The organism is Pseudonocardia aurantiaca (assembly GCF_039526725.1).
GTDB classification, from domain to species: domain Bacteria; phylum Actinomycetota; class Actinomycetes; order Mycobacteriales; family Pseudonocardiaceae; genus Pseudonocardia; species Pseudonocardia aurantiaca.
This window is the reverse complement of the sequence record NZ_BAAAJG010000013.1, coordinates 63,322-86,153: the sequence shown is the minus strand read 5'-3', so window position 1 is coordinate 86,153 and position 22,832 is coordinate 63,322. Positions and strand designations below refer to the sequence as shown.

The 22,832-nt window shown below is 73.0% G+C and carries 14 protein-coding genes and 1 rRNA gene; 8 read left to right on the top strand and 7 right to left on the bottom strand.

The window, feature by feature from the left end; all coding sequences use genetic code 11:
• The first annotated feature begins 142 nt into the window (after positions 1–142).
• The 7 genes from rrf to ABD143_RS21565 all read left to right on the top strand — a co-directional run bounded on the left by rrf (position 143) and on the right by ABD143_RS21565 (position 12,381).
• Positions 143–259: ribosomal RNA gene (gene rrf, locus ABD143_RS21595) — 5S ribosomal RNA — on the top strand.
• 227 nt (positions 260–486) lie between these two features.
• Positions 487–984, top strand: a complete 498-nt coding sequence (locus tag ABD143_RS21590; RefSeq protein WP_343981283.1) for a single-stranded DNA-binding protein — start codon at positions 487–489, stop codon at positions 982–984.
• 25 nt (positions 985–1,009) lie between these two features.
• Positions 1,010–2,686, top strand: coding sequence for an energy-dependent translational throttle protein EttA (gene ettA, locus ABD143_RS21585; RefSeq protein WP_343981280.1), 1,677 nt, complete (start codon positions 1,010–1,012; stop codon positions 2,684–2,686).
• A 70-nt stretch (positions 2,687–2,756) separates the two neighbouring features.
• The gene (locus tag ABD143_RS21580) at positions 2,757–5,993 is read left to right on the top strand and encodes a hypothetical protein (protein WP_343981277.1); all 3,237 of its coding nucleotides are present in this window, start codon (positions 2,757–2,759) and stop codon (positions 5,991–5,993) included.
• 366 nt (positions 5,994–6,359) lie between these two features.
• The gene (locus tag ABD143_RS21575) at positions 6,360–11,198 is read left to right on the top strand and encodes an NAD-glutamate dehydrogenase (RefSeq protein WP_379660058.1); all 4,839 of its coding nucleotides are present in this window, start codon (positions 6,360–6,362) and stop codon (positions 11,196–11,198) included.
• Positions 11,199–11,335: 137 nt separating this feature from the next.
• A complete protein-coding gene (locus ABD143_RS21570) occupies positions 11,336–11,752 on the top strand; it encodes an acyl-CoA thioesterase (RefSeq protein WP_343981272.1) in 417 nt (138 codons plus the stop codon).
• Positions 11,749–12,381: a DUF8185 domain-containing protein gene (locus ABD143_RS21565; RefSeq protein ID WP_343981270.1), complete on the top strand. Its 633-nt coding sequence runs from the start codon at positions 11,749–11,751 to the stop codon at positions 12,379–12,381. The genes ABD143_RS21570 and ABD143_RS21565 overlap by 4 nt, the downstream gene beginning before the upstream one ends.
• 16 nt (positions 12,382–12,397) lie before the next feature.
• On the opposite strand, the gene ABD143_RS21560 is transcribed toward ABD143_RS21565, so the two are convergent.
• From ABD143_RS21560 to ABD143_RS21535, 6 genes are all read right to left on the bottom strand, one after another.
• Entirely contained in the window at positions 12,398–13,993 is a 1,596-nt protein-coding gene (locus tag ABD143_RS21560) for a glycoside hydrolase family 13 protein (RefSeq protein ID WP_343981267.1), read from the bottom strand.
• A 21-nt stretch (positions 13,994–14,014) separates the two neighbouring features.
• Positions 14,015–14,398 (bottom strand): globin, encoded by a 384-nt coding sequence (locus tag ABD143_RS21555; RefSeq protein WP_343981264.1) that lies wholly within the window; start codon positions 14,396–14,398, stop codon positions 14,015–14,017.
• A 104-nt stretch (positions 14,399–14,502) separates the two neighbouring features.
• A complete protein-coding gene (trxA, locus tag ABD143_RS21550) occupies positions 14,503–14,874 on the bottom strand; it encodes a thioredoxin (RefSeq protein ID WP_343981260.1) in 372 nt (123 codons plus the stop codon).
• Positions 14,875–14,916: 42 nt separating this feature from the next.
• On the bottom strand, positions 14,917–15,873 hold the full coding sequence (locus ABD143_RS21545; RefSeq protein WP_379660061.1) for a mechanosensitive ion channel family protein: 957 nt from the start codon (positions 15,871–15,873) through the stop codon (positions 14,917–14,919).
• Positions 15,874–15,956: 83 nt separating this feature from the next.
• Entirely contained in the window at positions 15,957–18,056 is a 2,100-nt protein-coding gene (locus ABD143_RS21540) for a prolyl oligopeptidase family serine peptidase (protein ID WP_343981254.1), read from the bottom strand.
• A gap of 101 nt (positions 18,057–18,157) precedes the next feature.
• Entirely contained in the window at positions 18,158–18,808 is a 651-nt protein-coding gene (locus tag ABD143_RS21535) for a pyridoxamine 5'-phosphate oxidase family protein (RefSeq protein WP_343981251.1), read from the bottom strand.
• 29 nt (positions 18,809–18,837) lie between these two features.
• On the opposite strand from ABD143_RS21535, the gene pdxR reads away from it, so the two are divergent.
• Positions 18,838–20,238 (top strand): MocR-like pyridoxine biosynthesis transcription factor PdxR, encoded by a 1,401-nt coding sequence (gene pdxR, locus ABD143_RS21530; RefSeq protein ID WP_343981248.1) that lies wholly within the window; start codon positions 18,838–18,840, stop codon positions 20,236–20,238.
• Here pdxR and ABD143_RS21525 read toward each other — a convergent pair whose 3' ends face one another.
• Positions 20,239–22,821 (bottom strand): MFS transporter, encoded by a 2,583-nt coding sequence (locus ABD143_RS21525; RefSeq protein WP_343981245.1) that lies wholly within the window; start codon positions 22,819–22,821, stop codon positions 20,239–20,241.
• Positions 22,822–22,832: the final 11 nt, after the last annotated feature.

The following is a 22,832-nucleotide window of genomic DNA, read 5'->3' as shown; positions in this document are numbered from 1 at the left end:
ATAGGCCGAGGGCTTGTTCATGACGAGTTGTTTGCATCCACTGTGCGACCCTGAGCACACAACCATGTGTGTGGGGTGTGTGTTTCTCGCATCCACTATGGGCCCCTATTTTGGGGGCTGCAATGTATAAGTTGATAGTGTTGTCGGTGGTTATGGCGGAGGGGGAACGCCCGGTCCCATCCCGAACCCGGTAGCTAAGCCCTCCAGCGCCGATGGTACTGCACCCGCCAGGGTGTGGGAGAGTAGGTCGCTGCCGACATTCAACTTTTGTGGGCCCCCGCCGTCAGGCGGGGGCCCACTTTTTTGTGCGTTTTTAGCGCCTACTCTGCCGGGCGGCACCGACAGTTGCGCTGCGCCCGACGGCAGTTGTCCACCTGCCGGTCCAGCTGTCCACAGAATCGAACTCGCCATGGCGGGGCCGGCAGCGCAGGGCACTCTCGATCTCGCGGAGCACACCGCTGCGTGAGAACACGAGAGGAGAGCGCGATGCACGCGACCTACACCACCCTGGTGGGCCGGATGATCACGGCGCCGGAGAAGCAGACCTACGACAGCGGTGCCAGCCGCGTGACCTTCCGGGTGGCCTGCACGGAGCGTCGCCGTGGAAACGAGGGCTGGGGCGACGGGGAAACGCTCTACATCACCGTGCGGTGCTGGCGGCAGCTCGGCGAGAACATCCTCGGGTCGATGAGCGTCGGCGACCCGATCATCGCCTACGGCAAGGTCTTCACACGCAACGTCGACCGGGAAGGGAGCCGGCTCTCCGTCACGGAGATGGAGGCGTCGGCCGTCGGACCGGACCTGCGGTGGGCCACAGCGGTCGTCACGCGCACGAAGGCGGCCGCGGCGGGCGCACCTACCGGGCTGCCCGAGATGCCCGCTGAGAGCTCCGACGGGCCGGAAGGAGCGGGGTTCGCGACGCCGGACGACCCGTGGGCGCCCGTCGAGGCGGCGCCTGCGGACGAGGCGGGCGTGAGGGCATGACTCCTGCGGAACTACCATTGCTGTCGTGGCGGAGTTCATCTACAGCATGCAGAAGGTCCGTAAGGCCCATGGTGACAAGGTCATCCTCGACAACGTCACGGTGAACTTCCTGCCCGGGGCGAAGATCGGCGTCGTCGGTCCGAACGGTGCCGGGAAGTCGACAGTCCTGAAGATCATGGCGGGGCTCGAGCATCCCAACAACGGCGACGCGATCCTCGCCCCCGGGGCGACGGTCGGCATCCTCCAGCAGGAGCCGTCGCTCAACGAGGAGAAGACGGTCCTCGGCAACGTCGAGGAGGGCCTCGGCGAGATCAAGCAGCAACTCGACCGCTACAACGAGATCGCCGAGCTGATGGCCACCGACTACTCCGACGAGCTCATGGAGGAGATGGGGCAGCTCCAGGAGATCCTGGACCACAACGACGCGTGGGAGCTGGACTCGCAGCTGGAGCAGGCGATGGACGCCCTCCGGTGCCCGCCGCCCGACTCGCCGGTCACGCAGCTCTCCGGTGGAGAGCGCAGGCGGGTGGCGCTGTGCAAGCTCCTGCTGAGCAAACCTGACCTACTCCTGCTCGACGAGCCCACCAACCACCTCGACGCGGAAAGCGTCCTGTGGCTGGAACAGCACCTGGCGAGCTACCCCGGCGCGATCCTCGCGGTCACGCACGACCGGTACTTCCTCGACAACGTGGCCGAGTGGATCATGGAGCTCGACCGCGGCCGGGCGATCGGCTACGAGGGCAACTACTCCACCTACCTGGAGAAGAAGGCCGAGCGCGTGGGGGTGCAGGGCCGCAAGGACGCCAAGCTGCAGAAGCGGCTGGTGGAGGAGCTGGCCTGGGTGCGGTCGGGCGCCAAGGCCCGGCAGGCGAAGAGCCGGGCCCGGCTCCAGCGTTACGAGGAGATGGCGGCCGAGGCCGACAAGTACCGCAAGCTCGACTTCGAGGAGATCCAGATCCCGCCGGGCCCGCGCCTGGGCAACGTGGTGGTCGAGGTCGACCATCTCGACAAGGGCTTCGATGGCCGGGTACTCATCAAGGACCTGTCGTTCTCGCTGCCGCGCAACGGCATCGTCGGTGTCATCGGGCCCAACGGCGTCGGCAAGACCACACTCTTCAAGACGATCGTGGGCCTGGAACAGCCCGACTCGGGCACCGTCCGGGTCGGCGAGACGGTGAGCCTGTCGTACGTCGACCAGAACCGCTCGGGCATCGACCCCAAGAAGACCGTGTGGGAGGTCGTGTCCGACGGCCTCGACCACATCAAGGTCGGCCAGGTCGAGATGCCCTCGCGCGCCTACGTCGCCGCGTTCGGGTTCAAGGGCCCGGACCAGCAAAAGCCGGCGGGTGTGCTCTCCGGCGGAGAGCGCAACCGCCTGAACCTCGCGCTGACGCTCAAGCTGGGCGGCAACCTCATCCTGCTCGACGAGCCCACCAACGACCTCGACGTGGAGACGCTGGGCTCGCTGGAGAACGCGCTCGAGCAGTTCCCCGGCTGCGCCGTGGTGATCTCGCACGACAGATGGTTCCTCGACCGCGTGGTCACCCACATCCTGGCGTGGGAGGGCACCGACACGAACCCCGCGGCCTGGTTCTGGTTCGAGGGCAACTTCGAGGCGTACGAGAAGAACAAGATTGACCGCCTTGGAGCGGAGGCCGCGCGTCCGCACCGAGTGACGCACCGTAAGCTGACACGCGACTGAGAGCTATCCGCCCCCGATCCGGTGAGCAATCACCGGATCGGGTGGAGTACCCGGCACTTCAGGAGGTCACGTGGGTTCGACGCGTGCCGGAGCAGGGGGCGGGGGCGCCGACCTTCTCACCTCGGCAGCCGCTCTCCGCTGGGCGAGGCCCGATCTGACTGCGGCGATCGCCGACCACGTCCTCGAGGCGGCGGCGATCGCAGGCGATCAGGATCGCTGGCTCGCCGCGGCCGGATGGGCCGTGCACGCGCGTTGCGCCACGGGCGACGGCCGGGAGACGGCGGCGGACATGATGGGGTCGCTGTCCCGCTGGGGTCGGGCGCCGCTCGACGGCCCGGCCGCGCGGCGGCTGCGCGTCGAGCTGGCCCTCGTTGCAGCCGGCGCGGGAGAGGTCGAGGCCGCGCGCGGCCTGCTCGGCCCGGTGGAGGTCGACGAGAGCGAGCCGGAGCTGCGGGCGGACCTGCTCTGCGTGCTCGCCCGCTGCGCCGTCGAGGACGCGCCGGGTGAGGTCGCCGGTGCCCTGCGCACCGCCGCAGCGGCGTGGTCGGCGGTGCCGGGCGCGGTCGGCGAGGTCGGGGCCGCGTCGGTCGCGCTGATCAGCGCCGTGGTCGAACGCCGCAACCGGCGTCCCGACGCCGCCGTCGAACACGCTGCCGACGGGCTGACCCGGCTGGAGCGTGGCCGCGGCTCGGGGCCTTCCGGCACGCCGTCCGGGCACCTGGCCGCGGCGCTGGCCGCGGAGTGGATCTCGGCGCTGCTCGACGCCGGGCGGGCCGACGAGGCGCGCGACGGGTGCGTCCCGCTGATCCCGAGGCTGGCCGAGCCGGCCCGGGCCAGCCGACAGCTCGCCCTCCTGCGGCTCACCGTCGCGCGGGCCGTCGCCACCGGCCAGGGCGCGGGCGGCAGCGTCGGGCTCCTGGAGCAGGCGGCGGAGGACGCCGCCGCGAGCGACGCCCCCGCCCTGGAGTCGGTGTGCCGCACCGCGCTCGGCGCACTTCAGGAGGCGACGGGGCCAGTCGAGACGGCCCTGGAGACCTTGCGGCTCGGCGTGGCCGCAGAGCGACGTGACCGCACGCGCATCGCCCGGTTCCGCTCCGCCCTCGCGGACCTCCCGGCCGGCACTCTGCGAGCCGCCCCCGCGGCGCGGGACGGCGCCACCGGCGGCACCTGGTCCCGCGCAGGCCGCAGCAACACGGGTCTCGCCGGCTCCTCCTCGAACGGCGTGGCACCGGAACCGGCGCCCGCCGGCTCGGGCGCGTCGGGGTACGACTGGGAGGAGTTCCTCCGCAAGGCCGACGGCACCGGGCGGGTCTCGTCCGCGTCCGGCTCCGGGCGGGTGCCGGAGGAGACCACCGGCCCGGGCAAGCGCCGTCGCCACGACGACTCCCACGAGGACTCCCACAACGGCTACCGCGATCAGGAGACCCACCGCAGCGAGCGGTCGCGGCCGTCCCGGCGACCGGCCGAACCCGAGCGCGTCGAGCCGATCCAGCAGTCGGACGGCCGGCGCGACAACGAGGTCCGCCCGTCCCGTGCGCAGAGCGGCGCCGACTGGGGCTCGGTGCCGTGGGACGAGGCGGGCGGCGACTCGCCGATCGGCGACCTGCTGTTCCGCAGCCACAGCGGAGAAGACAGCACCGACTCGCCCGCAGGATCTGACAACGGCCGCCGCAACGGGAGAAACGGGCATCGGGCTCGCGACGAAGCCGGGGGCAGGCACGGCGGCTCGTCGTCGGAGTCCGTGTGGAACACGGCCACCAGGAACGGGCGCGGCCGGTCGCAGTCCGAGGAGCACTCCAGCGCACCGGCCGACACGGGCGGCCGGGAATTCGGGGGCGACCGACGGGGTTCGGAGGACGACCGGAAGCCGGGCGACCGTCGCAGTCGCGACAACGGCGAGAACGGCTCCGCCCTTGGCGGGACGAACGGCTCGGCGGACTCGGCCGAGCGGTGGCGCACGGAGGAGCCGGGGAGCACGGACCGGTCGTCCGGGCGCAGGAGCGAGCAGGGGCGCAGCTCTCGCCGTTCCGGCCCCGACTCGCGGGAGAACGGCGGCACCTCCGGGGCCGGGCGGCGGCACCGCGCCGAGGACCCCTGGTCCACCGGCCAGTGGCCCGGCCCGCCGAGCGACGACGGCACTGGCAACGGCACTGGCAACGGCACTGGCAACGGCACTGGCAACGGCACTGGCAACGGCACTGGCGACCGCGCCGACACCAGCCCGCCCACCGAGCTTCTTCCGGCCATACCGGCCGTCAGCGCCACCGACGATCCCGAGGGCTGGCTGCGTGCGGCGCTCGCCGACCTCGACCGCGTCTGGGGTGCCACCGGACCGGGCGGCAGCCCCGCTCCTCGGCGGGACACCCGCTCCGCCGACACCCGCTCGTCGGTCGGCCGGGCGAGGTCCCGCTCCGACGACCGATGTGCCGTGGTCATCGACGTCGCCCGCGACGGGCGCCGCTTCGCCGGACGGCGGGCGGGCGCCGTGGTGCGGGCCGTGGCCGACCGGCTGACCGACCGCCTCCCGCAGGGAGCGCGGCTGCAGCTCGGCGAGTCGGACGCGCTGTCGATCACGATGCCCGGTTGGGACCTCGGCGCGGCCACGGAATGGATGCACCGCACCTTGCCGGGCCTGCTCGCGGGCTTCGACGGTGGCGAGGACCTCCCGTCGGCGCAGCTGCGCGCTGCGGTGCACGACGCTGACGGACCCGTCGGGGCGCAGATCCTGCAGAGCCTCGAACGCCCGGCGGGTCGTCGCGACGGGGCGGAGCGGGGCCGCCAGAGCTCCCCGGAGCGCCGGGCCGAGCTGGACGATCGCCCGCAGGACACCGCCAGCTCCGGCCGCAGGCGGGCGAGTGAGCGGGACACGCCGTCCTGGGAGCCGGCCTCGAACGGCAGCCGCCACACCACGGAACGCGCCGGCCACCGGTACGCGGACAGCGCGAGCTCCGGGGGCAACGGCGGGGGCCAGCGCCACCGGCACGGGGCGGACGAGAGCGCCGACCGCGGTGAGATCGGTCACGGCGCCGCGGGTCGGGCGACTGACGATGGCATCGACCGCGGCACCGCATCCGGCCGGAACAGCGCCACAGGCCGCAACAACGTCACCGACCGGAGCAGCGCCACCGCCGCGAGCAGCGTGGTCGCCCCGACCACCTCGACCGAGAAGAGCACCGCCGGTGGCACGAACGGCACCGCCGCGCGCGACGGAAAGGCCGGGGCGGCCGCGGCGGGGCCCGAGTCGACGGAGGGCCTCGGCATCGCGGACCTTCTCGCCGGTGCGCTCGCCGCCTACCGGGCCATCTGAGCGGCTGCCCTGCAGGCCGACGGCGTGATCGGCCGGGACGACGGGACCGCGGCCGGCGCTGTCCGCGCACCGTCGGCCGGCTCACGCAGCCACCCCCCGTCGATCTACGGCCCCGGACCGTTCGCCTCATTTACGGGGGTGCTCACCGGTCCCGGTGAGCGACATCGATCGCACCGCTGAAGCCGGTCGTGCGGCCGCCCGGGCGATCATGGCCGCAGGCGCGCCAGCCGGCTCCGTGCCTGGTCCGTCCACCGCCAGGGCGTGCTCATCCGCCGCCTGAACCCGTGTCGGGGCAGCGGGCAATGGCATCCCAGGGGCAGTCGCGCGGCACTGGGGGCGGGTGGGTGCCGGACTAGGGTTGTTTCTGTGCCCGTCGACACGACGGGCAGCCCACGGCGACGGTCGAGCGCGTCGCCGACGAGCCCCGGAGCTGCATGTGACGAGCCGGACCAGGGAGCGGGCACAGTGCCCGTGACTGACCCCGAGCTGACCGACCTGGGCGCGCTCTACGCGCGCCACGCCCCCGACCTGCAACGGGACCACCTTCCCGGACTGCTGGCAGCCGCCCGCGGCCACCTTCGGCTGGCGGGAGTGCGGGCGCCGGGGGAGACGCTGATCCGGGTGCGCGACCCCGAGCCCGGTGGCGAGCAGGCGGGGCCGGTCGTGGAGATCGTCACCGACGACATGCCGTTCCTCGTAGAGTCCCTGCTCGCGGCCGCCGCCCGGCTGGGCGTCGAGGTGCAGCGCGTGATCCACCCGATCGTCGTCGTGCGGCGCGCCGAGGACGGGAAGCTCGCGGAGGTGCTCACGTCGGGCGACCCGGCCGCGCCGCCGGACGGGGCGCTCGTCGAGTCGTGGATCCACCTCGACCTCTCGCCCTCCGGCGTCGCCTATGCCGACCTGGACGAGGCGCTCGCGCGGGTCCTGCGCGACGTCCGGGAGGTCGTCGAGGACGCCGAGCCGATGCTGCAACAGGCTCTCCAGGTCGCCGACGGGCTCGCGAGCCAGCCCGCGGTCGCCGACGAGGGGACACCCCCCGCCGACGTGGCCGAGCTGCTGCGCTGGCTCGCCGACGGCCACTTCACGTTCCTCGGCTACCGGTACTACCGCGCCGGCGACAGCGGCGAGCTGGTCGCCGACCCGGGCTCCGGGCTCGGTATGCTGCGCGCCGGTTCGGCGATCGCTGCGAAGTTCGCGCCGCACGTCGAGTCGCACCTCTCCCCCTCCGGCGGCCAGGCCGGCGGGCTGCGCGACGTTCTCGTCATCACCCGCGCCAGCGCGCCGAGCCCGCTGCGCCCGGTGCACCCCTACTACCTCGCGGTCCGCGAGGTCGACGGCGAGGGCACGCTCCTCGGGGAACACCGGTTCCTCGGGATGCTGACGGTGCCCGCGCAGTACGAGAGCGTGCTGGACATCCCCGTCGTCGAGCGCCGGGTGCGCGGCGCGATCCACCGGGCCGGGTTCCCGCTGGAGTCCTACTCCGGTCAGCAGATGCTGGAGGTGTTCTCCGGGCTGCCGCGCGAGGAGCTGTTCGGCGCGAGCGAGCAGCGGCTGCACGACACGGCGGTCGGGGTGCTCGCCGTGCCGGGGCGCCGCGGCGTCCGGCTGTTCCTGCGGCCCGACCCGTACCGCCGCTTCCTCTCCTGCCTGGTCTACCTGCCCCGCGACCGATACACGACGGCGTCGCGGCTGCGCATGGCGGACGTGCTGCGGCGCACGCTGGGCGGCACCGCCGTCGAGTACACGGCGCGGGTTTCGGAGTCGAGCCTCGCGCTGGTGCACTTCACCGTGACGGCCGAGCCCGACGCCGCCGGGTTCGGCGAGGTGGACGTCGTCACGCTCCAGGACGAGCTGACCGAGGCCGTCCGCACATGGGACGACCGGCTGCTCTCGCAGCCCGACGCCGCGGGTGTCGCCTCGCTGCTGCCGGGGGTGCCGGAGGCGTACAAGGCGGCGGTCGAACCCGACCACGCGGTGGAGGACCTACGCCGGATCGCCGCGCTCACCGGGCCCGGTGCGTTCGACGTGCGGCAGCACCCGGCCCTGACGGCACCGCAGGAGACGGGCGAGGGCCGGTTCACCCTCTACCTCGCCGGGGCGCCCGCGACGCTGACGGCCGTCCTGCCGCTGCTGCAGCAGCTCGGCGTGGAGGTGCTGGACGAGCGGCCGTCGGAGTTCGTGCGGGCCGACGGGCTGCGCTGCTGGATCTACGACTTCGGACTCCGCGTGGACGACGCCACCGGGGCGGCGCTGGCCGAGCGCCCCGACGGCGCGGTCGAGCGCGGGTTCTGCCGGGCGTTCAGCGCGGCGTGGCGCGGGGACGCCGAGAGCGACCGGTTCTCCGCCCTGGTGTTGCGGGCCGGGCTGCCGTGGCGGGAGGTCGCGGTGCTGCGCGCCTACGCCCGCTACGCCCGCCAGCTCAGCCACCCGTACGGGCAGCAGTACATGGCCGACACACTGCTGGCTTACCCCGCCGTCGCCCGCGGGCTGATGGCGCTCTTCCGGGCCCGGTTCGACCCGCAGGTCAGCGCACGCGAAGAGGCGGAACAAGCCGCGCTCGCCGAGGTGCGCGGCCTGATCGACGCCGTCACCGGCCTGGACGCCGACCGCATCCTGCGCGGCTACCTCGCGATGATCACGGCGACGCTGCGCACCAACTGGTTTCGCGAACGCCCCTTCGTGTCGTTCAAGTTCGACCCGGCCCAGGTTCCGGGGATTCCCGCGCCGCGGCCGAAGGTCGAGATCTTCGTGTACTCGCCCCGGGTGGAGGGGGTGCACCTGCGGTTCGGGCCGGTCGCGCGCGGCGGACTGCGCTACTCCGACCGCCCCCAGGACTACCGCACGGAGATCCTCGGGCTGGTCAAGGCACAGGCGGTCAAGAACGCTGTGATCGTGCCCGTCGGCGCGAAGGGCGGGTTCGTCGTCCGCCGCTCCGACGCCGGCCCGGACGAGGTCGAGTACTGCTACCGGACGTTCGTGTCCGGGCTGCTCGACGTCACCGACAACCTCGTCACGCAGGCCGACGGCACCACCTCGACCGTGCCGCCGCCGGACGTCGTGCGCCACGACGGGGACGACTCCTACCTGGTCGTCGCAGCAGACAAGGGCACGGCGCGGTTCTCCGACACCGCGAACGACGTGGCCGCCTCCTACGGGTTCTGGCTGGGCGACGCGTTCGCCTCCGGCGGGTCGGTGGGCTACGACCACAAGGCCATGGGCATCACGGCCAAGGGCACGTGGGAGAGCGTCAAGCGGCACTTCCGCGAGCTGGGGATCGACACCCAGAACCAGGAGTTCTCTGTCGTCGGCGTCGGGGACATGTCCGGCGACGTGTTCGGCAACGGGATGCTGCTCTCCCCGCACATCCGGCTGCTGGCCGCGTTCGACCACCGGCACGTTTTCGTCGACCCCGACCCCGACCCGGCCCGCAGCTTCGCTGAGCGCAAACGCATGTTCGCGCTGCCGCGGTCGTCGTGGGACGACTACGACCGGTCCGCCATCAGCGCGGGCGGCGGCGTGTGGCCGCGTGACGCAAAGTCGGTGCCGGTCGGGCCGGAGATGCGAGCGGCGCTAGGCCTCGCCGACGGCGTGGAGGCGCTGAGCCCGCCCGAGCTGATTGCGGCGATCCTGCGCGCGCCCGCCGACCTGCTGTGGAACGGCGGGATCGGCACCTATGTGAAGGCATCGGACGAGTCGCAGGCCGACGCCGGCGACAAGGCCAACGACGCCGTGCGCGCGGACGCAACGGAGCTGCGTGTGAAGGTGGTGGGCGAGGGCGGCAACCTCGGGCTCACCCAGCGTGGGCGCATCGAGTTCGCCCGGCGCGGCGGGAAGATCAACACGGACGCGATCGACAACTCGGCAGGCGTCGACTGTTCCGACCACGAGGTCAACATCAAGATCCTGCTGGACCGGCTCGTCACCGCCGGGGAGCTGGAGAACGGTGAGCGGGACGCCGTGCTGCTGGAGATGACCGACGAGGTCGAGGAGCTGGTGCTCGCCGACAACCGCGACCAGAACGCGGTGCTCGGGATCGCGCGGGCGCACGCACCGGACATGGTCAACGTGCACGCCCGACTCACCGCCGACCTGGCCGCGCGGGCGGGCCTCGACCGCGAGCTGGAGGTGCTGCCCTCCGCCGACGGCTTCGCCGCGCTGGAGTCGGCGGGCGCCGGGCTCACCAGCCCCGAGCTGGCCACCCTGCTCGCGCACACCAAGCTCGACCTGACCACGCAGGTGCTCGCCACCGACCTGCCCGATGCCACGGCGTTCGCCGCGCGCCTGCCGGAGTACTTCCCGCGTGCGGTGCGCGAGCGGTTCGCCGGGGCGGTGGAGAAGCACCCTCTGCGCCGGGAGATCGTCACGACGCTGCTGGTCAACGAGATGGTCGACGGCGCCGGGATGACGTACGCGTTCCGGCTCGGGGAGGAGCTCTCAGCCGCGTCCACCGACGCGGTGCGCGCCTACGCCATCACCACGGCGGTGTTCGACCTGCCGGCCCTCTGGTGGGAGATGCGGGCGCCGCACATCCCGACCGCCGTGTCGGACGAGGTCGTGCTGGATACGCGGCGGCTGCTCGACCGGGCATCGCGCTGGTTCCTCACGAACCGCCCGCAGCCGCTCGCCGTCGGCGCGGAGACGGCCCGCTTCGCCGCCACCGTCCGAGCGCTGCGGGCCGACCTGCCGCAGCTGCTGCGCGGACGGGAGCGCGCCGGCGTGGAGATGAAGGCGGCCGAGCTGCGCGACGCCGGGGTCGGCGAGGAGTGCGCGATGCGCTCGGCGGTGTTGATGTACGGCTACAGCCTGCTCGATGTCGTCGAGCTGACGGAGCTGTCGGAGCGCGACCGCGAGCCGCGCGAGCCCCGCGAGGTGGCCGAGCTGTACTACGGGCTGTCCGAGCACCTGGGCATCGACGTGGCGTTGACCTCGGTGAGCGCCCTCGAACGGGGTGACCGCTGGCACGCCCTGGCCCGGCTGGCGCTGCGCGACGACCTGTACGGGTCGCTGCGTGCGATCACCCTCGACGCGCTGCGCGAGGCGCCCCCCGGGACGCCGGTGGAGGAGGCCATCTCGATGTGGGAGAAGGCCAACGCGTCCCGGCTGCTGCGGGCGCGGGCCGCGCTGCACGAGGTGGGCACGGCAGGCCAGCTCGACCTCGCGACCCTGTCGGTGATCTCCCGCCAGCTGCGAGGTCTCGCCCGCTGACGCGACTCGCGCTCACTTTTCCAGCGACTCGCGCGCACTTTCGCTGGATTGGTGCGCGCGAGTCGCTGGATTCGGGTTTGTGAGTTGCGCGGGGGCCGTGTCCGCCGCGTTGCGCGCCACTTGAGAGGGTGGGTGGTGTGGCTCCATTCGTCGCACAGGTCCCGCTGCGCTGGACCGACCAGGACTCCTACCAGCACGTGAACCACGCCAAGGCCGTGACGCTCCTGGAGGAGGCGCGCATCCAGCTCTTCTTCGACGAGGCGACGGCGCAGGGCGTCCCCGGTTTCGTCGGCGGTCTGCTCGTCGCCGGGCTGAACGTGGAGTACAAACGGCAGATCCCGTACCGCTCGGCCGGGCTTCGCGTGACGATGGCGGTGGACGAGCTGCGCGCCGCCTCGTTCCGGATCTGCTACGAGATGCACGACGGTTCCGGTGAGGACGACCCGGTCGCGATCGGGGCGTGGACGCGGATGGCGACCTTCGACCTCGACGCGCAGCGGCCGAGGCGGCTGACCGATGGCGAGCGGGAGTTCCTGGCGAGGTGGGCGGCATGACGAAGCTGACGGTCCCGGACCGGGCCGAGCGCGGTGACCTCGGTGCCTTCGTGGCCCGGATCGTGCGGTTGGACCAGACGGCGACGGTGCGGCTGCGCGCCGCGGGTGGGCGGGTCACGGCGTGGGCCACCACCCCGTTCGACGTGATCGCCACCCGCACCGTGCACGGCGAGCTCGCCCCGGCCGACGTCACGGTGCCGGCGGCGGGGCTGCTCACGGCGCTGGAGGTGGAGCGGGCCGAGACGGTCGACCCCGGTGTGGGCGGCCTCTGGCAGGGCGACCTGCCGCCCGCGGACGGGTGGGCACCGGTGGACGACGTGCCGGCCGCGGAGCTGGAGCGCCTCACCGAGCGCGGACTCGCCCTGGCCAGAGAGAACGCCGGCCCGCTCGGGCCGCCTGCCTCCCTGCTCGACCAGACCGTCCTGACGGTGACGGCAGCGGCCCGCCCCGCGGTGAAGGTGCCGCTGCGCTGCCTGTTCGCGCTGTCCGGGATGGGGTTCCTCGGTGACACCGGCCCGGACGCCGGGGTGGTCCGCGTGTCCGCGACGGGTACGTGGCTGCGCCTGGACGCCCGCTACGGCGCCGTGGTGCGCAGGCGGCTCACGGCGCTGCCGCTGCTCGTCGGCTGAGCCCGGGAGCCCGCGGTCAGACGAGCCAGCAGGCCGTGTTCGGCGGGAGCCGGGCCCCGTCGAGCGGGCCGCTGGCCAGCAGCACCTCACCCGGCGGGAGTGGCACGGGCGCTGCGGAGGTGTTGAGGGCGCACACGAGGGTGGTGCCGACTCGGCGGAACGCGAGGCACCCTTCCGGGGCCCCGAACCATTCCAGCTCGCCCCCGCGGAAGCCCGGGTGGGTCTTGCGCAGCTCGACGGCCCGGCGCACCAGCGAGAGCATCGATCCGGTGTCCTCGAGCTGGTCGGCCGCGGTGAGTCGGCCGTACTCGATGGGCATCGGCAGCCACGGGTCGCCGCCGGTGAACCCGTATCCGGGCGCCCCGTCCTCCCAGGGGACGGGTATGCGGTAGGAGTCGCGGCCGCGTTCGGTGTGGCCCGAGCGCTCCCACACCGGGTCCTGCAGCACCGCGTCGGGCAGGTCGACGTCGGGGAGGCCGAGCTCCTCGCCGTTGTAGAGGTAGACGACGCCGGGCAGGGCGAGCTCCACGAGTGTCATCGCCCGGGCCCTGGCCGCGCCCAGCTCCCCGCCGCCATAGCGGGTCACGGGCCGCGACACGTCGTGGTTGGACAGCGTCCAGGTCGGCGAGGCCGCCACCGTGGCCACAGCGGCCAGCGAGTGCTCGATCGCCGTGCGCACGGCCGCGGCGTCGAACGGGGCGCGCACCAGCCGGAAGTTGAAGCCCAGGTGCAGCTCGTCGGGTCGCACGTACCGCGCGAAGCGCTCGTCGTCGCCGACCCACACCTCGCCGACGGCCATGCGGTCCGGGTACTCGTCGAGCACGGCGCGGATCATCCGGTGGACGTCGTGCACGTCGTCGTCGTCGAAGCGTGGGTCGCCGTCGGTGTTGATGAGCAGGGCGACGTCGGGGTTCTCGGCGTCGGGCAGGCCCTCGGGCTTGCTCATGCCGTGTGCGACGTCGATGCGGAAGCCGTCGACGCCACGGTCGAGCCAGAACCGGAGTGTCTTCTCCAGGTCGGCCCGCACCTCGGGGTTCGTCCAGTTGAGGTCGGGCTGCTCGGGCGCGAACAGGTGCAGGTACCACTCGCCGCCCGAGCCGTCGGGGCTCGGCACGCGCGTCCACGCGGGGCCGCCGAAGACGCTCGTCCAGTTGTTGGGCGGCTCATCTCCGTCGGGGCCGCGGCCGGGGAGGAAGTGGTAGCGGGCCCGCTCCGGGCTGCCGGGCGCCGAGTCCAGCGCCGCACGGAACCACTCGTGCTCGCTGGAGCTGTGGTTGGGCACCAGGTCGATCGTGACACGCAGACCGTGCTCATGGGCGCCCTCGAGCAGCCGGTCGAACGTGTCCAGGTCGCCGAACACGGGGTCGACGTCGCGCGGGTCGGCCACGTCGTAGCCGTGGTCGGCCATCGGTGAGGTGTAGAACGGCGTGAGCCAGAGTGCGTCGACGCCCAGCAGCTCCAGGTAGCCCAGCCGCATGCGGATGCCTTCGAGGTCACCCACACCGTCGTCGTCAGAGTCGGAGAACGATCGGACGTAGATCTGGTACACCACGGCGTCGGCCCACCACTGCACGGGGGAGATCTTGCCAGGCGAACGGAGCAACCCGATCATTTCCGTCACCCCGTGAACGGCCTAGAAATCGCTGTTGACCATGCTCGCGGCCGCGTAGGTGAGGTACTGCCACAGCTGGTCGCGGTGGGCGTCGTCGAGCCCGGCTTCGTCGACGGCCACGCGCATGCAGCGCAGCCACGCGTCGCGCGCGATGGGGTCCACCTTGAACGGCGCATGCCGCATCCGCAGCCGCGGGTGGCCGCGTTGGTCGGAGTAGGTGCGCGGGCCGCCCCAGTACTGCTCCAGGAACATCCGCAGCCGCACCTCGGCCGGGCCGAGGTCCTCCTCCGGGTAGAGCGGTCGCAGCACCTCGTCCTCGGCCACCTGCTGGTAGAACCGGCTGATGATCTTCTCGAAGACGGGTGCGCCGCCGACCTCGGCGTAGAAGTTCTGGGGATCGGTCACCCAAGCACCTCGCTGGCCTTCGTCGCTGGCTCGTTCACGTATCCATCATCCCTGTCCGCCGCCGGCGCCCGCAGCGCAGTACCCCCGCATATACGTGGCCCTCGCTACTGGGCCTCCGTCTGCTGGGCGGCCACGGCTGCGCGCACCTCGTCCATGTCCACCGCCTGGACCTTGCCGATCAGGTCCTCGAGCGCGGGGGCGGGCAGCGCGCCCGGCTCGGCGTAGAGCACCACCCCGTCGCGCACCGCCATCAGGGTCGGGATCGAGGAGATGCCGAACGCCGCAGCGAGCTGCGTCTGGGCCTCCGTGTCCACCTTCCCGAAGGTGATATCCCCGTACTTCTCGGAAGCCTCGTCGAACACCGGAGCGAACTGGCGGCATGGGCCGCACCACGCCGCCCAGAAGTCGACGAGCACGGTTCCCCCGCCGCCCACCACGTCGTTGAAGTTGTCGGTCGTCAGTTCCACCGTCGCCATTCGCCGTGCAACCCGCAGCGGCTCATGCGTGTTCCCGGCGCGCTAGGACGGCGACGGGCTGACGGTGCTGCCCGCCCCGGGATAGACGACGGGGCGGGGCACGCCTGCGTCGTCGAGCGCGTCGGCGATCGCGGCGTTGAGGGCCCGCTGCACCGCCCACTGCCGGCCGGCCACCACCTTCACCGTCAGGCGCAGGGTGATGCCCTCGGGCCCGACCCGCTCCACACCGAGCACCTCGGGCTCCTCCAGCACGTGCTCGGCGATGTCCTCGGCCGCCACCCGCTCCATGGTGACGCGGCGCACGATCTCCGTGGCTGCCGGCAGGTCCACATGATGTGCCAGCGGCAGGTCGATCACGGCGACGGCGTAACCCTGGCTCTTGTTGCCGACGCGCAGGATCTCGCCGTTGCGCACGTACCAGACGGTGCCGTTGACGTCGCGGAGCGTCGTGATGCGCAGGCCCACCGCCTCGACGACGCCGCTCGCCTCGCCGACGTCGACGATGTCACCGACCCCGTACTGGTCCTCGAGCAGCATGAACATGCCGGAGAGGAAGTCGCGCACGAGGTTCTGCGCGCCGAAGCCGACCGCGACGCCGACGATCCCGGCCGAGGCGAGGATCGGGCCGAGGTTCACGCCGAACTCGGCGAGCACCATGATCGAGCCGATCACGAGCACCACCACGGAGCTGAGCGAGCGCAGCACGGACCCGATCGTCCGGGCCCGCTGAGCGCGCCGCGGTGTGGTGGGGACCGCGACAGGCCCCTGGCTCGTCGCGGCGGCGCCGTTGGGGCGGTTCAGCCGCAGCCGCGGGATCCGGACGACCAACCGTGGCATGCGGGTGGTGACGGCGCCCTCGACGAGCCGGTGGATGGCACGGTGGAGGACGTACCGGGCCAGGAACGACAGCGCGACGATCAGCGCGATGTTGAACGACTTGGCGATGAGCGTGTCCGCGGACTGGGAGATGAAGTCGTTGTTCGTGAGCTGGTAGACCATCGAGCACCAGGAGCCCGGGTCGTCCGCGCAGGCCGGACGGGCGGGCAGGATCTGGGAAAGCGCGGGCGGCGGGGTGGGCACCGTCACGTCAGGTCCAATCCGGTGTGTGTGGCGAGGAAGGCGAGCTGGTCGGTCGCGAGCGCCACGGTGCGCGACACGGACCGGGCGCCGTGCCCGACGTCGGTCTCCCGGCGGATCAGCGCCGGCCGGGTGTCACGGTCGCCGATGGTGGCGTGCTGCAGCGCCGCGCACATCTTGCGCGCGTGCAGCGGGTCGACGCGGGTGTCGGAGTCGAACACGGTGAACAGCACCGCCGGGTACTCCACGCGGTCGTGCACGTGGTGGTAGGGCGAGTACGACAGCAGCCAGCCGAGCTCCGTCGGATCGGCGGCCGTGCCGTACTCGTCGTTCCAGGTGCGGCCGATCGAGAACTCCTCGTAGCGCACCATGTCGAGCAGCGGCGCCGAGCAGACGACGGCTCGGTACAGCTCGGGGCGCTGGGTGAGCGCGGCGCCGACGAGCAGCCCGCCGTTCGAGCCGCCCAGGATCGCGAGCCGGTCGGCCGCGGTGTCGTCCGCCGCGATCAGCGCCTCCGCGGCGGCGTGTAGGTCGTCGAAGACGTTCTGCTTGTTCGCGCGGTTGCCGGCGAGGTGCCACTCCTCGCCCTCCTCACCGCCGCCGCGCAGCGACACCAGCGCGTAGGCGCCGCCTGCGGCCACCCACGCGAGCGCCGACGCGGTGTACGCGGGCTCGCGGCTGATCCCGAACCCGCCGTAGCCGGTAACGAGGGTCGGGCGCGGCCCGGTCCCCTCGGCCGGGGTGATGACGAACATCCTGACGGTGGTGCCGTCGGCGGAGGTGAACTCGCGCTGCTCCGAGCGCACCGCCGGCGCGGTCACGGCGCCTGGGGCGGGGGTCTCCAGCACGGTCTCGCCGGTCGAGAGGTCGAAGCGGTGCACCTCGGGCGGCGTCACGAGGTCGGTCCAGCCGAACCAGAGCCGGCCCGACTGCGCGGGGGTGTCGCGGTCGGCGACGGTGAGCCCGGTTATCGACCCTGTGCCCGGTAGCGGCACGGTGCCGACCGGTGCCCCGTCGGACGCGCGGTGCAGCGCCACCTCGGCCACGGCGTGCCGGGCGCGGGCGAGCACCAGGAGCGGCTCGCCCGAGGGGGCTTCCAGCCGCCTGACGGCCTGCAGCACCGATCCCGGGTCCTCCGCGACCAGTTCCCGCCAGTGCTCCCGGGCCGGGGTGCGCGGGTCGGTCACGGCCAGCCGGAAGCGGGGCGCCCCGTCGGTGGTGTGCAGGTAGAGCAGCCCGTCCCGGTCGACCCACGCGTTGCAGCGCACGTCGTCGGCCTGGGTGAGCACCGGCGTGAGCTTCGGGAGCGGGGCGCCGAGCTCGCCGATCCACACGCTGTCGCGGCGCGCGGTGCCGACGTTGCCGCTGACGACGAGCCAGCGTCCGTCGCGGGACACGTGCACCCCGTAGTAGTTGTGCTCGTCGTAGAGCCCGGGCCCGTCGACCAGCTCGTCGGACGTCGTGGGTGTGCCCACCCGGTGCCGCCACACCCGCCGGTGGAACGCCTGCTGTCCCGGCGGCACCTCGTCCTCGGCGACCATCCGCACGTAGACGAACTCCGCGCCGCCGGGGAGCCAGGCGATGTCGGAGTAGCGGCAGCGGTCGATCGGCTCCTCGACCTGCTCGCCCGTGCCGACGTCGAGCACGTGCAGCACCGAGTGCTCGTCGCCGCCGCTGGACAGGAAGTACGCGAGCCTGCGGCCTTCGAGGTCGGGCACCCAGGCGTCGAGTGTGGTGAGGCCGGTCGGGTCGATCACCATCGGGTCGAGCAGCACCCGTTCGGTGCCGTCCGGTTCGCGGACGTGCAGAACGGCGTGCTCCTGACCGGGCTCGCGGCGGGTCGCGAAGGTGCGCCCGGCACGCCATAGCGGCGCCGACACCGAGCCGGCCGACAGCAGCGCCGTGAGGCTCGCCGCCAGCCGCTCGCGTCCGGGGAGGGCGTCGAGGTGGCCCCTGGTCAGGTCGTCCTGCGCGCCCGACCAGACGCGGGTGCGGGGGTCGTCGGGGTCCTCGAGCCACCGGTACGGGTCGGCGACGCGGTGGCCGTGCAGATCCTCGACGAGCGCCAGGCGCTCGGCGGCGGGGTAGCGGCGGGGAGCGTCCACGCGGGCCGAGATTACGTCACCCGGATCAGTGCCGGATCTCCGGTGTTTCGGGCCGCCGACGACACTCTGTAGTCAGAGTCCGAGACGGGGTCGGAGTTGGCTCAGCCGGCCCAGCGATCCCCGACGTGTACGGGGGTCGGCGCGTCCGGCGGGAGGGTCGGGCACGGCTCCGGCAGCCCGAAGACCGTGCGCACCGGCAGCACCCCGGCCCACCGCCCGCCCGCGGCGATGTCGTCGTCGTCATCGCCGGGCGGGCCGGTGCGGATCTTGACGCTAGCCTCGGCGAGGTCGAGCGCGAGCACCGCGGTGGCGGCCAGCTCCCGCCGGTCGGGCTCGCGCGCGTGCTCCCATGAGCCGGGGGAGAGCTGCTCGACGATCGCGCGCAGCGCGGCTAGCCGCTCCGCGGGGTCGGTGACGCGCCGGGCCGCTCCATGCACGACCGCGCTGCGGTAGTTCATCGAGTGGTGGAATACCGAGCGCGCGTAGACGATCCCGTCGACGTGGGTGACGGTCAGGCAGAGCGGCTCACCGTCCTCGATCCGCAGCCAGCCCGCGCCGGTGGAGCCGTGCACATAGACGACGTCGTCGATGCGGCCGTAGCCGGTGGGGATCACGACCGGTGCCCCGTCCCGGACGAGCCCCAGGTGGCAGACGAGCCCGGCATCGAGCACGGCGTGGAGGTCGGCGCGGTCGGTGCGGGCGCGTTCCCGGAGGCGGGTCAGGGTGCTGCGGGAGGTCGTGGAGAGGGTCACGCTGCCATCGTCGGCGCCGAAGTGGCATTGTGGCAGGGCCAATCCTGCACGACTTCGAAAGGCCACCCGTGGAGCTGCCCCCGCTGCTTCTGGACCGCTCCGCCGAGCGCCCGCTCGCCGTCCAGCTCGCGGACGCGCTGCGCTCGGCCACGGCGGGCGGAGCACTGCGGACGGGCGACCGGCTCCCGTCCACCCGCGCGCTCGCCGCCACACTGGGCGTGAGCCGCACGGTCACGGCCGCCGCGTACGACCAACTGCTCGCCGAGGGCTGGGCGGTGGGCAGGCGCGGGGCCGGGACGTTCGTCATCGGCCCGCCCGCCGGGCGCTCGCCGGCCGTGCCACCCGACGTGCTCGCCGAGCCTGAAACCCGCCGCCCGGCGGCGATCTCGTTGCAGCCCGGCACGCCCTGCGTCGAGGTACTCGACCGGGCTGCGTGGCGCCGGGCGTGGCGCGCGGCGGCAGACCCGCCACCCGACATCGGGCCCGACCCCGTCGGCCTGCCGGCATTCCGGGTCGCGGTCACCGAGCACCTGCTGCGCCACCGCGGGCTGCCCGCTGCCGCCGTCCTCGCCACCGGCGGCAGTACGTCGGCCGTCGCCGAGCTGGCCCGCACCTTCCCCCGGGGCGCCCGGGTGGCCGTGGAGGAGCCCGGCTACCAGCGGGCCGTCGGGGCGCTGCGGGGCGCGGGGCTCGAGGTCGTGCGGGTGCCCGTGGACGGCGCCGGGCTGGTCGTCGACGCGCTCCCGGCCGGGCTTGCGGCCGTCTACTGCACGCCTGCGCACCAGTTCCCGCTCGGTGCCCGGCTGTCAGCGGCGCGGCGGGTCGCGCTGGTGGCGCGGGCCCGCGCCGAGGGTTTCCTTGTCGTCGAGGACGACTACGACGGCGAGCTGCGCTACGACGTGGCGCCGCTGCCGCTGCTCGCCGCGCTCGGCCCCGACGTCGTGGCGCACCTCGGCACGGCAAGCAAGCTGCTCACCCCGACCCTCGGCGTGGGCTGGCTGGTTGCGCCGCCCGCCGTGCGCGCAGCGGTACTCGACCTGCGCGACCGCACCGGCGCCCGGCCGGCCAGGGCGGGGCAGCGGGTGTTCGCGGCGTTCGCCGCCCACGGCGACCTGGCCCGCCACCTGCGGCGGTTGCGCCGGGAGCTGGCCGGACGCCGCTCCGCGGTCGTCGCCGCCGTGCATGCGGCCGGGCTCGGGGTGGAGGGCGACGCCGCGGGTGCGCACGTCCTGGTGCCGCTTCCGGACGCGGCCGCCGAGCGGGCGCTGCTGGCCGCGGCGGCGGCGCGCGGCGTCGAGCTGGACGGCCTCGCCCGCCACCACGCCGGTGAACCTCGGCGGGCGGGGCTGGTGCTCGGGTACGCCGGAACGAGCCGCGCCGAGCTGGACCGGGCACTGCCCGTCCTCAGGGAGTGCCCGGTCGCTCGCTGATCAGGCGTCCCGGTACCGGTGGGCGGTCTGCGGGACGCCCACCTGCAGGTCCGCGCGCGCCGGGCCGCCCGCCGTGAGCTGCACCTGCAACGCCGCCTTCGCGGTCGCCGCGACCGTGTAGCTGCCCGGCTCCAGGCCCGACAGCGTGTACGTGCCGTACGCGTCCGTGGTGACGGTCGCGACGACCGTGCCGCTCGCGTCGCGGGCGATCACGGCTGCTCCGGGCAGCGGGACGCCGTCGGCGCTCGTCACCGTGCCGCTGAGGTCGGTCACCGCGGGCAGGAGCGCCACGTCGAGCCCAGCGACCGGGTCCGGCCCGATGCGCACAGCAGCAGCCGCCGGGAGGTGCGCCGTGGCGCTCGCGGTGACGGTCGTGGGGCCCAGCGGCAGCCCGACCAGCGCGAACCCACCGTCCGCACGTGTGTGGCTGCTGCCGACCACGCGGCCGCCGGCGTCGGTCGCGAGCACGACGGCACCGTCCAGCGGCCGCCCGCCAGTCCCGCGGATCGTGCCCCGGACCGTCCCGTCGCCGGCCAGCGCGAAGTGATGCGCGGCGCCGCTGCCGTTCAGTACGACGAGCGTGGCGTCGGGCCGGAACCCCGACGACGTCGCCACCGCCGTGTATGTGCCGGGCGGCAGGCCCCGCAGCGCGAAGCGTCCGTACGGATCCACGCCGGTGCGCCCGACCTGGCGACCGTACGCGTCGGTCACGGTGACGATCCCGTCGGGGACGGCCGCGCCGCTCGTGGTCCCGACGTTCCCGACGATCTCACCCGCCCGTGGGCCGGTCGCCGCAGCCGGCTCGGGCTCGACCACCAGCTCGCTCGGGCCGAAGCCCGCCTCGCCCGCGACGGCGGCCAGCTCCGCCCCGACCGAGCCGGAGCCGGCGGTCTGCCGGCCGCCGCTGAACCACGAGGCGACCGCGGCGACTACGCAGGCGGCGACGGCGAACCAGAACGCCGCCATCAGGCCCTCGGCGAACGGGCCGGAGATGAGCTGCGGGAAGAAGCTGCGGCCGGTGAGGAACGCCGCCTGGTCGGGCGGGAGCGTGCCGACCACATTGCCGAGCAACTGCTGCACCGGGTTGAAGCCGAGGAACGCGGCGAACAGCACGCCCACCGGCGGCAGCGCGGCGATGCGTCCGGCGTCGGCGGCCGGCACGCCGTGGCTCGCCAGTCCCTGCTCCATCACCGCAGGCAGGTGCTGAGAGAGCCCGGCGATCATGAGGCTGAAGAAGAGGCCGATGGAGAGCACCATCGCGGCGTTCTGGAACGTGGCCGTCATGCCGGCACCCGCTCCGCGCGCCCCGGCGGGGAGGCTGTTCATGACGTCCGCACGGTTGGGCGAGGTGAACAGGCCCATGCCGATGCCGTTGAGCAGCAGGATGCCGGCGAAGGCCCAGTAGTTGAAGTCGATCGGCAGCATCTCCAGCAGCACGAAGCTCGCCGCCGAGATGATCATGCCGCCGGTGGTGAACCCGCGGGCGCCGAACCGGTCGGAGAGCAGCCCCGACAGCGGCGCCGCGACGAGGAACCCGATCGTCAGCGGGATCATGTAGATGCCGGCCCACAGCGGCGTCTGCTCGAAGCTGTAGCCGTGCTGGGGGAGCCAGATGCCCTGCAGCCAGATGATCAGCACGAACTGCAGGCCACCGCGGCCGAGTGAGGCGAGCAGGTTCGCCGTGTTCCCGAAGGTGAACCGGCGGTTGCGGAACAGCGAGAGCTCGAACAGCGGGTTCGCCACGTGCCTCTCGATCACGCCGAACAGCACGAGCACGACGAGCCCGCCGATGATGCACGAGAGGACGAACGGGCTGGTCCAGCCCATGACGTAGCCGCCGTAGGGCTGGATGCCGTAGGTGATGCCGATGAGCAGCGCGATCAGGCCGACGGCGAAGGTGATGTTGCCCCACCAGTCCATGCGCGCTGGCCTGCGCTCGCTGGTGTCCCGGAGCTTGAGGTAGGCCCAGAACGTCCCGAAGACGCCGAACGGCACCGAGACGAGGAACACCAGGTGCCAGTTGACGGGACCGAGCAGCCCGCCGATCACCAGACCGAGGAACGACCCGGCGATCGCCGCCACACCATTGATGCCGAGCGCGGTGCCCCGCTGGTGCACGGGGAAGGCGTCGGTGATGATCGCGCTGGAGTTCGCCATCAGGAACGCGCCGCCGACGCCCTGCACGATCCGCCACCCGATGAGCCACAACGCCGCCGCGTCGCCTTGCATCCAGGTCACCGCGAGCAGCACGGACGCGACGGTGAAGATCGCGAAGCCGAGGTTGTACATCCGGACCCGGCCATACATGTCGCCGAGGCGTCCGAACCCGACCACCAGCACGGCCGTGACGACCAGGAACCCCATGATCATCCACAGCAGATAGCTGGTATTTCCCGCGCCGAGCGGGTCGATGCCGATCCCCCGGAAGATGTCGGGCAGCGCAATGAGCACGATCGAGGAGTTGATCGTGGCCATCAGCAGGCCGAGCGTCGTGTTGGACAGCGCGACCCACTTGTAGTGCGGCCCTGGTGGCGCCTCCGACCGCCGCGCCGCCGCTGCGCTCTCCTGCGTTGCCGTGTCCACGCGCACTCCCA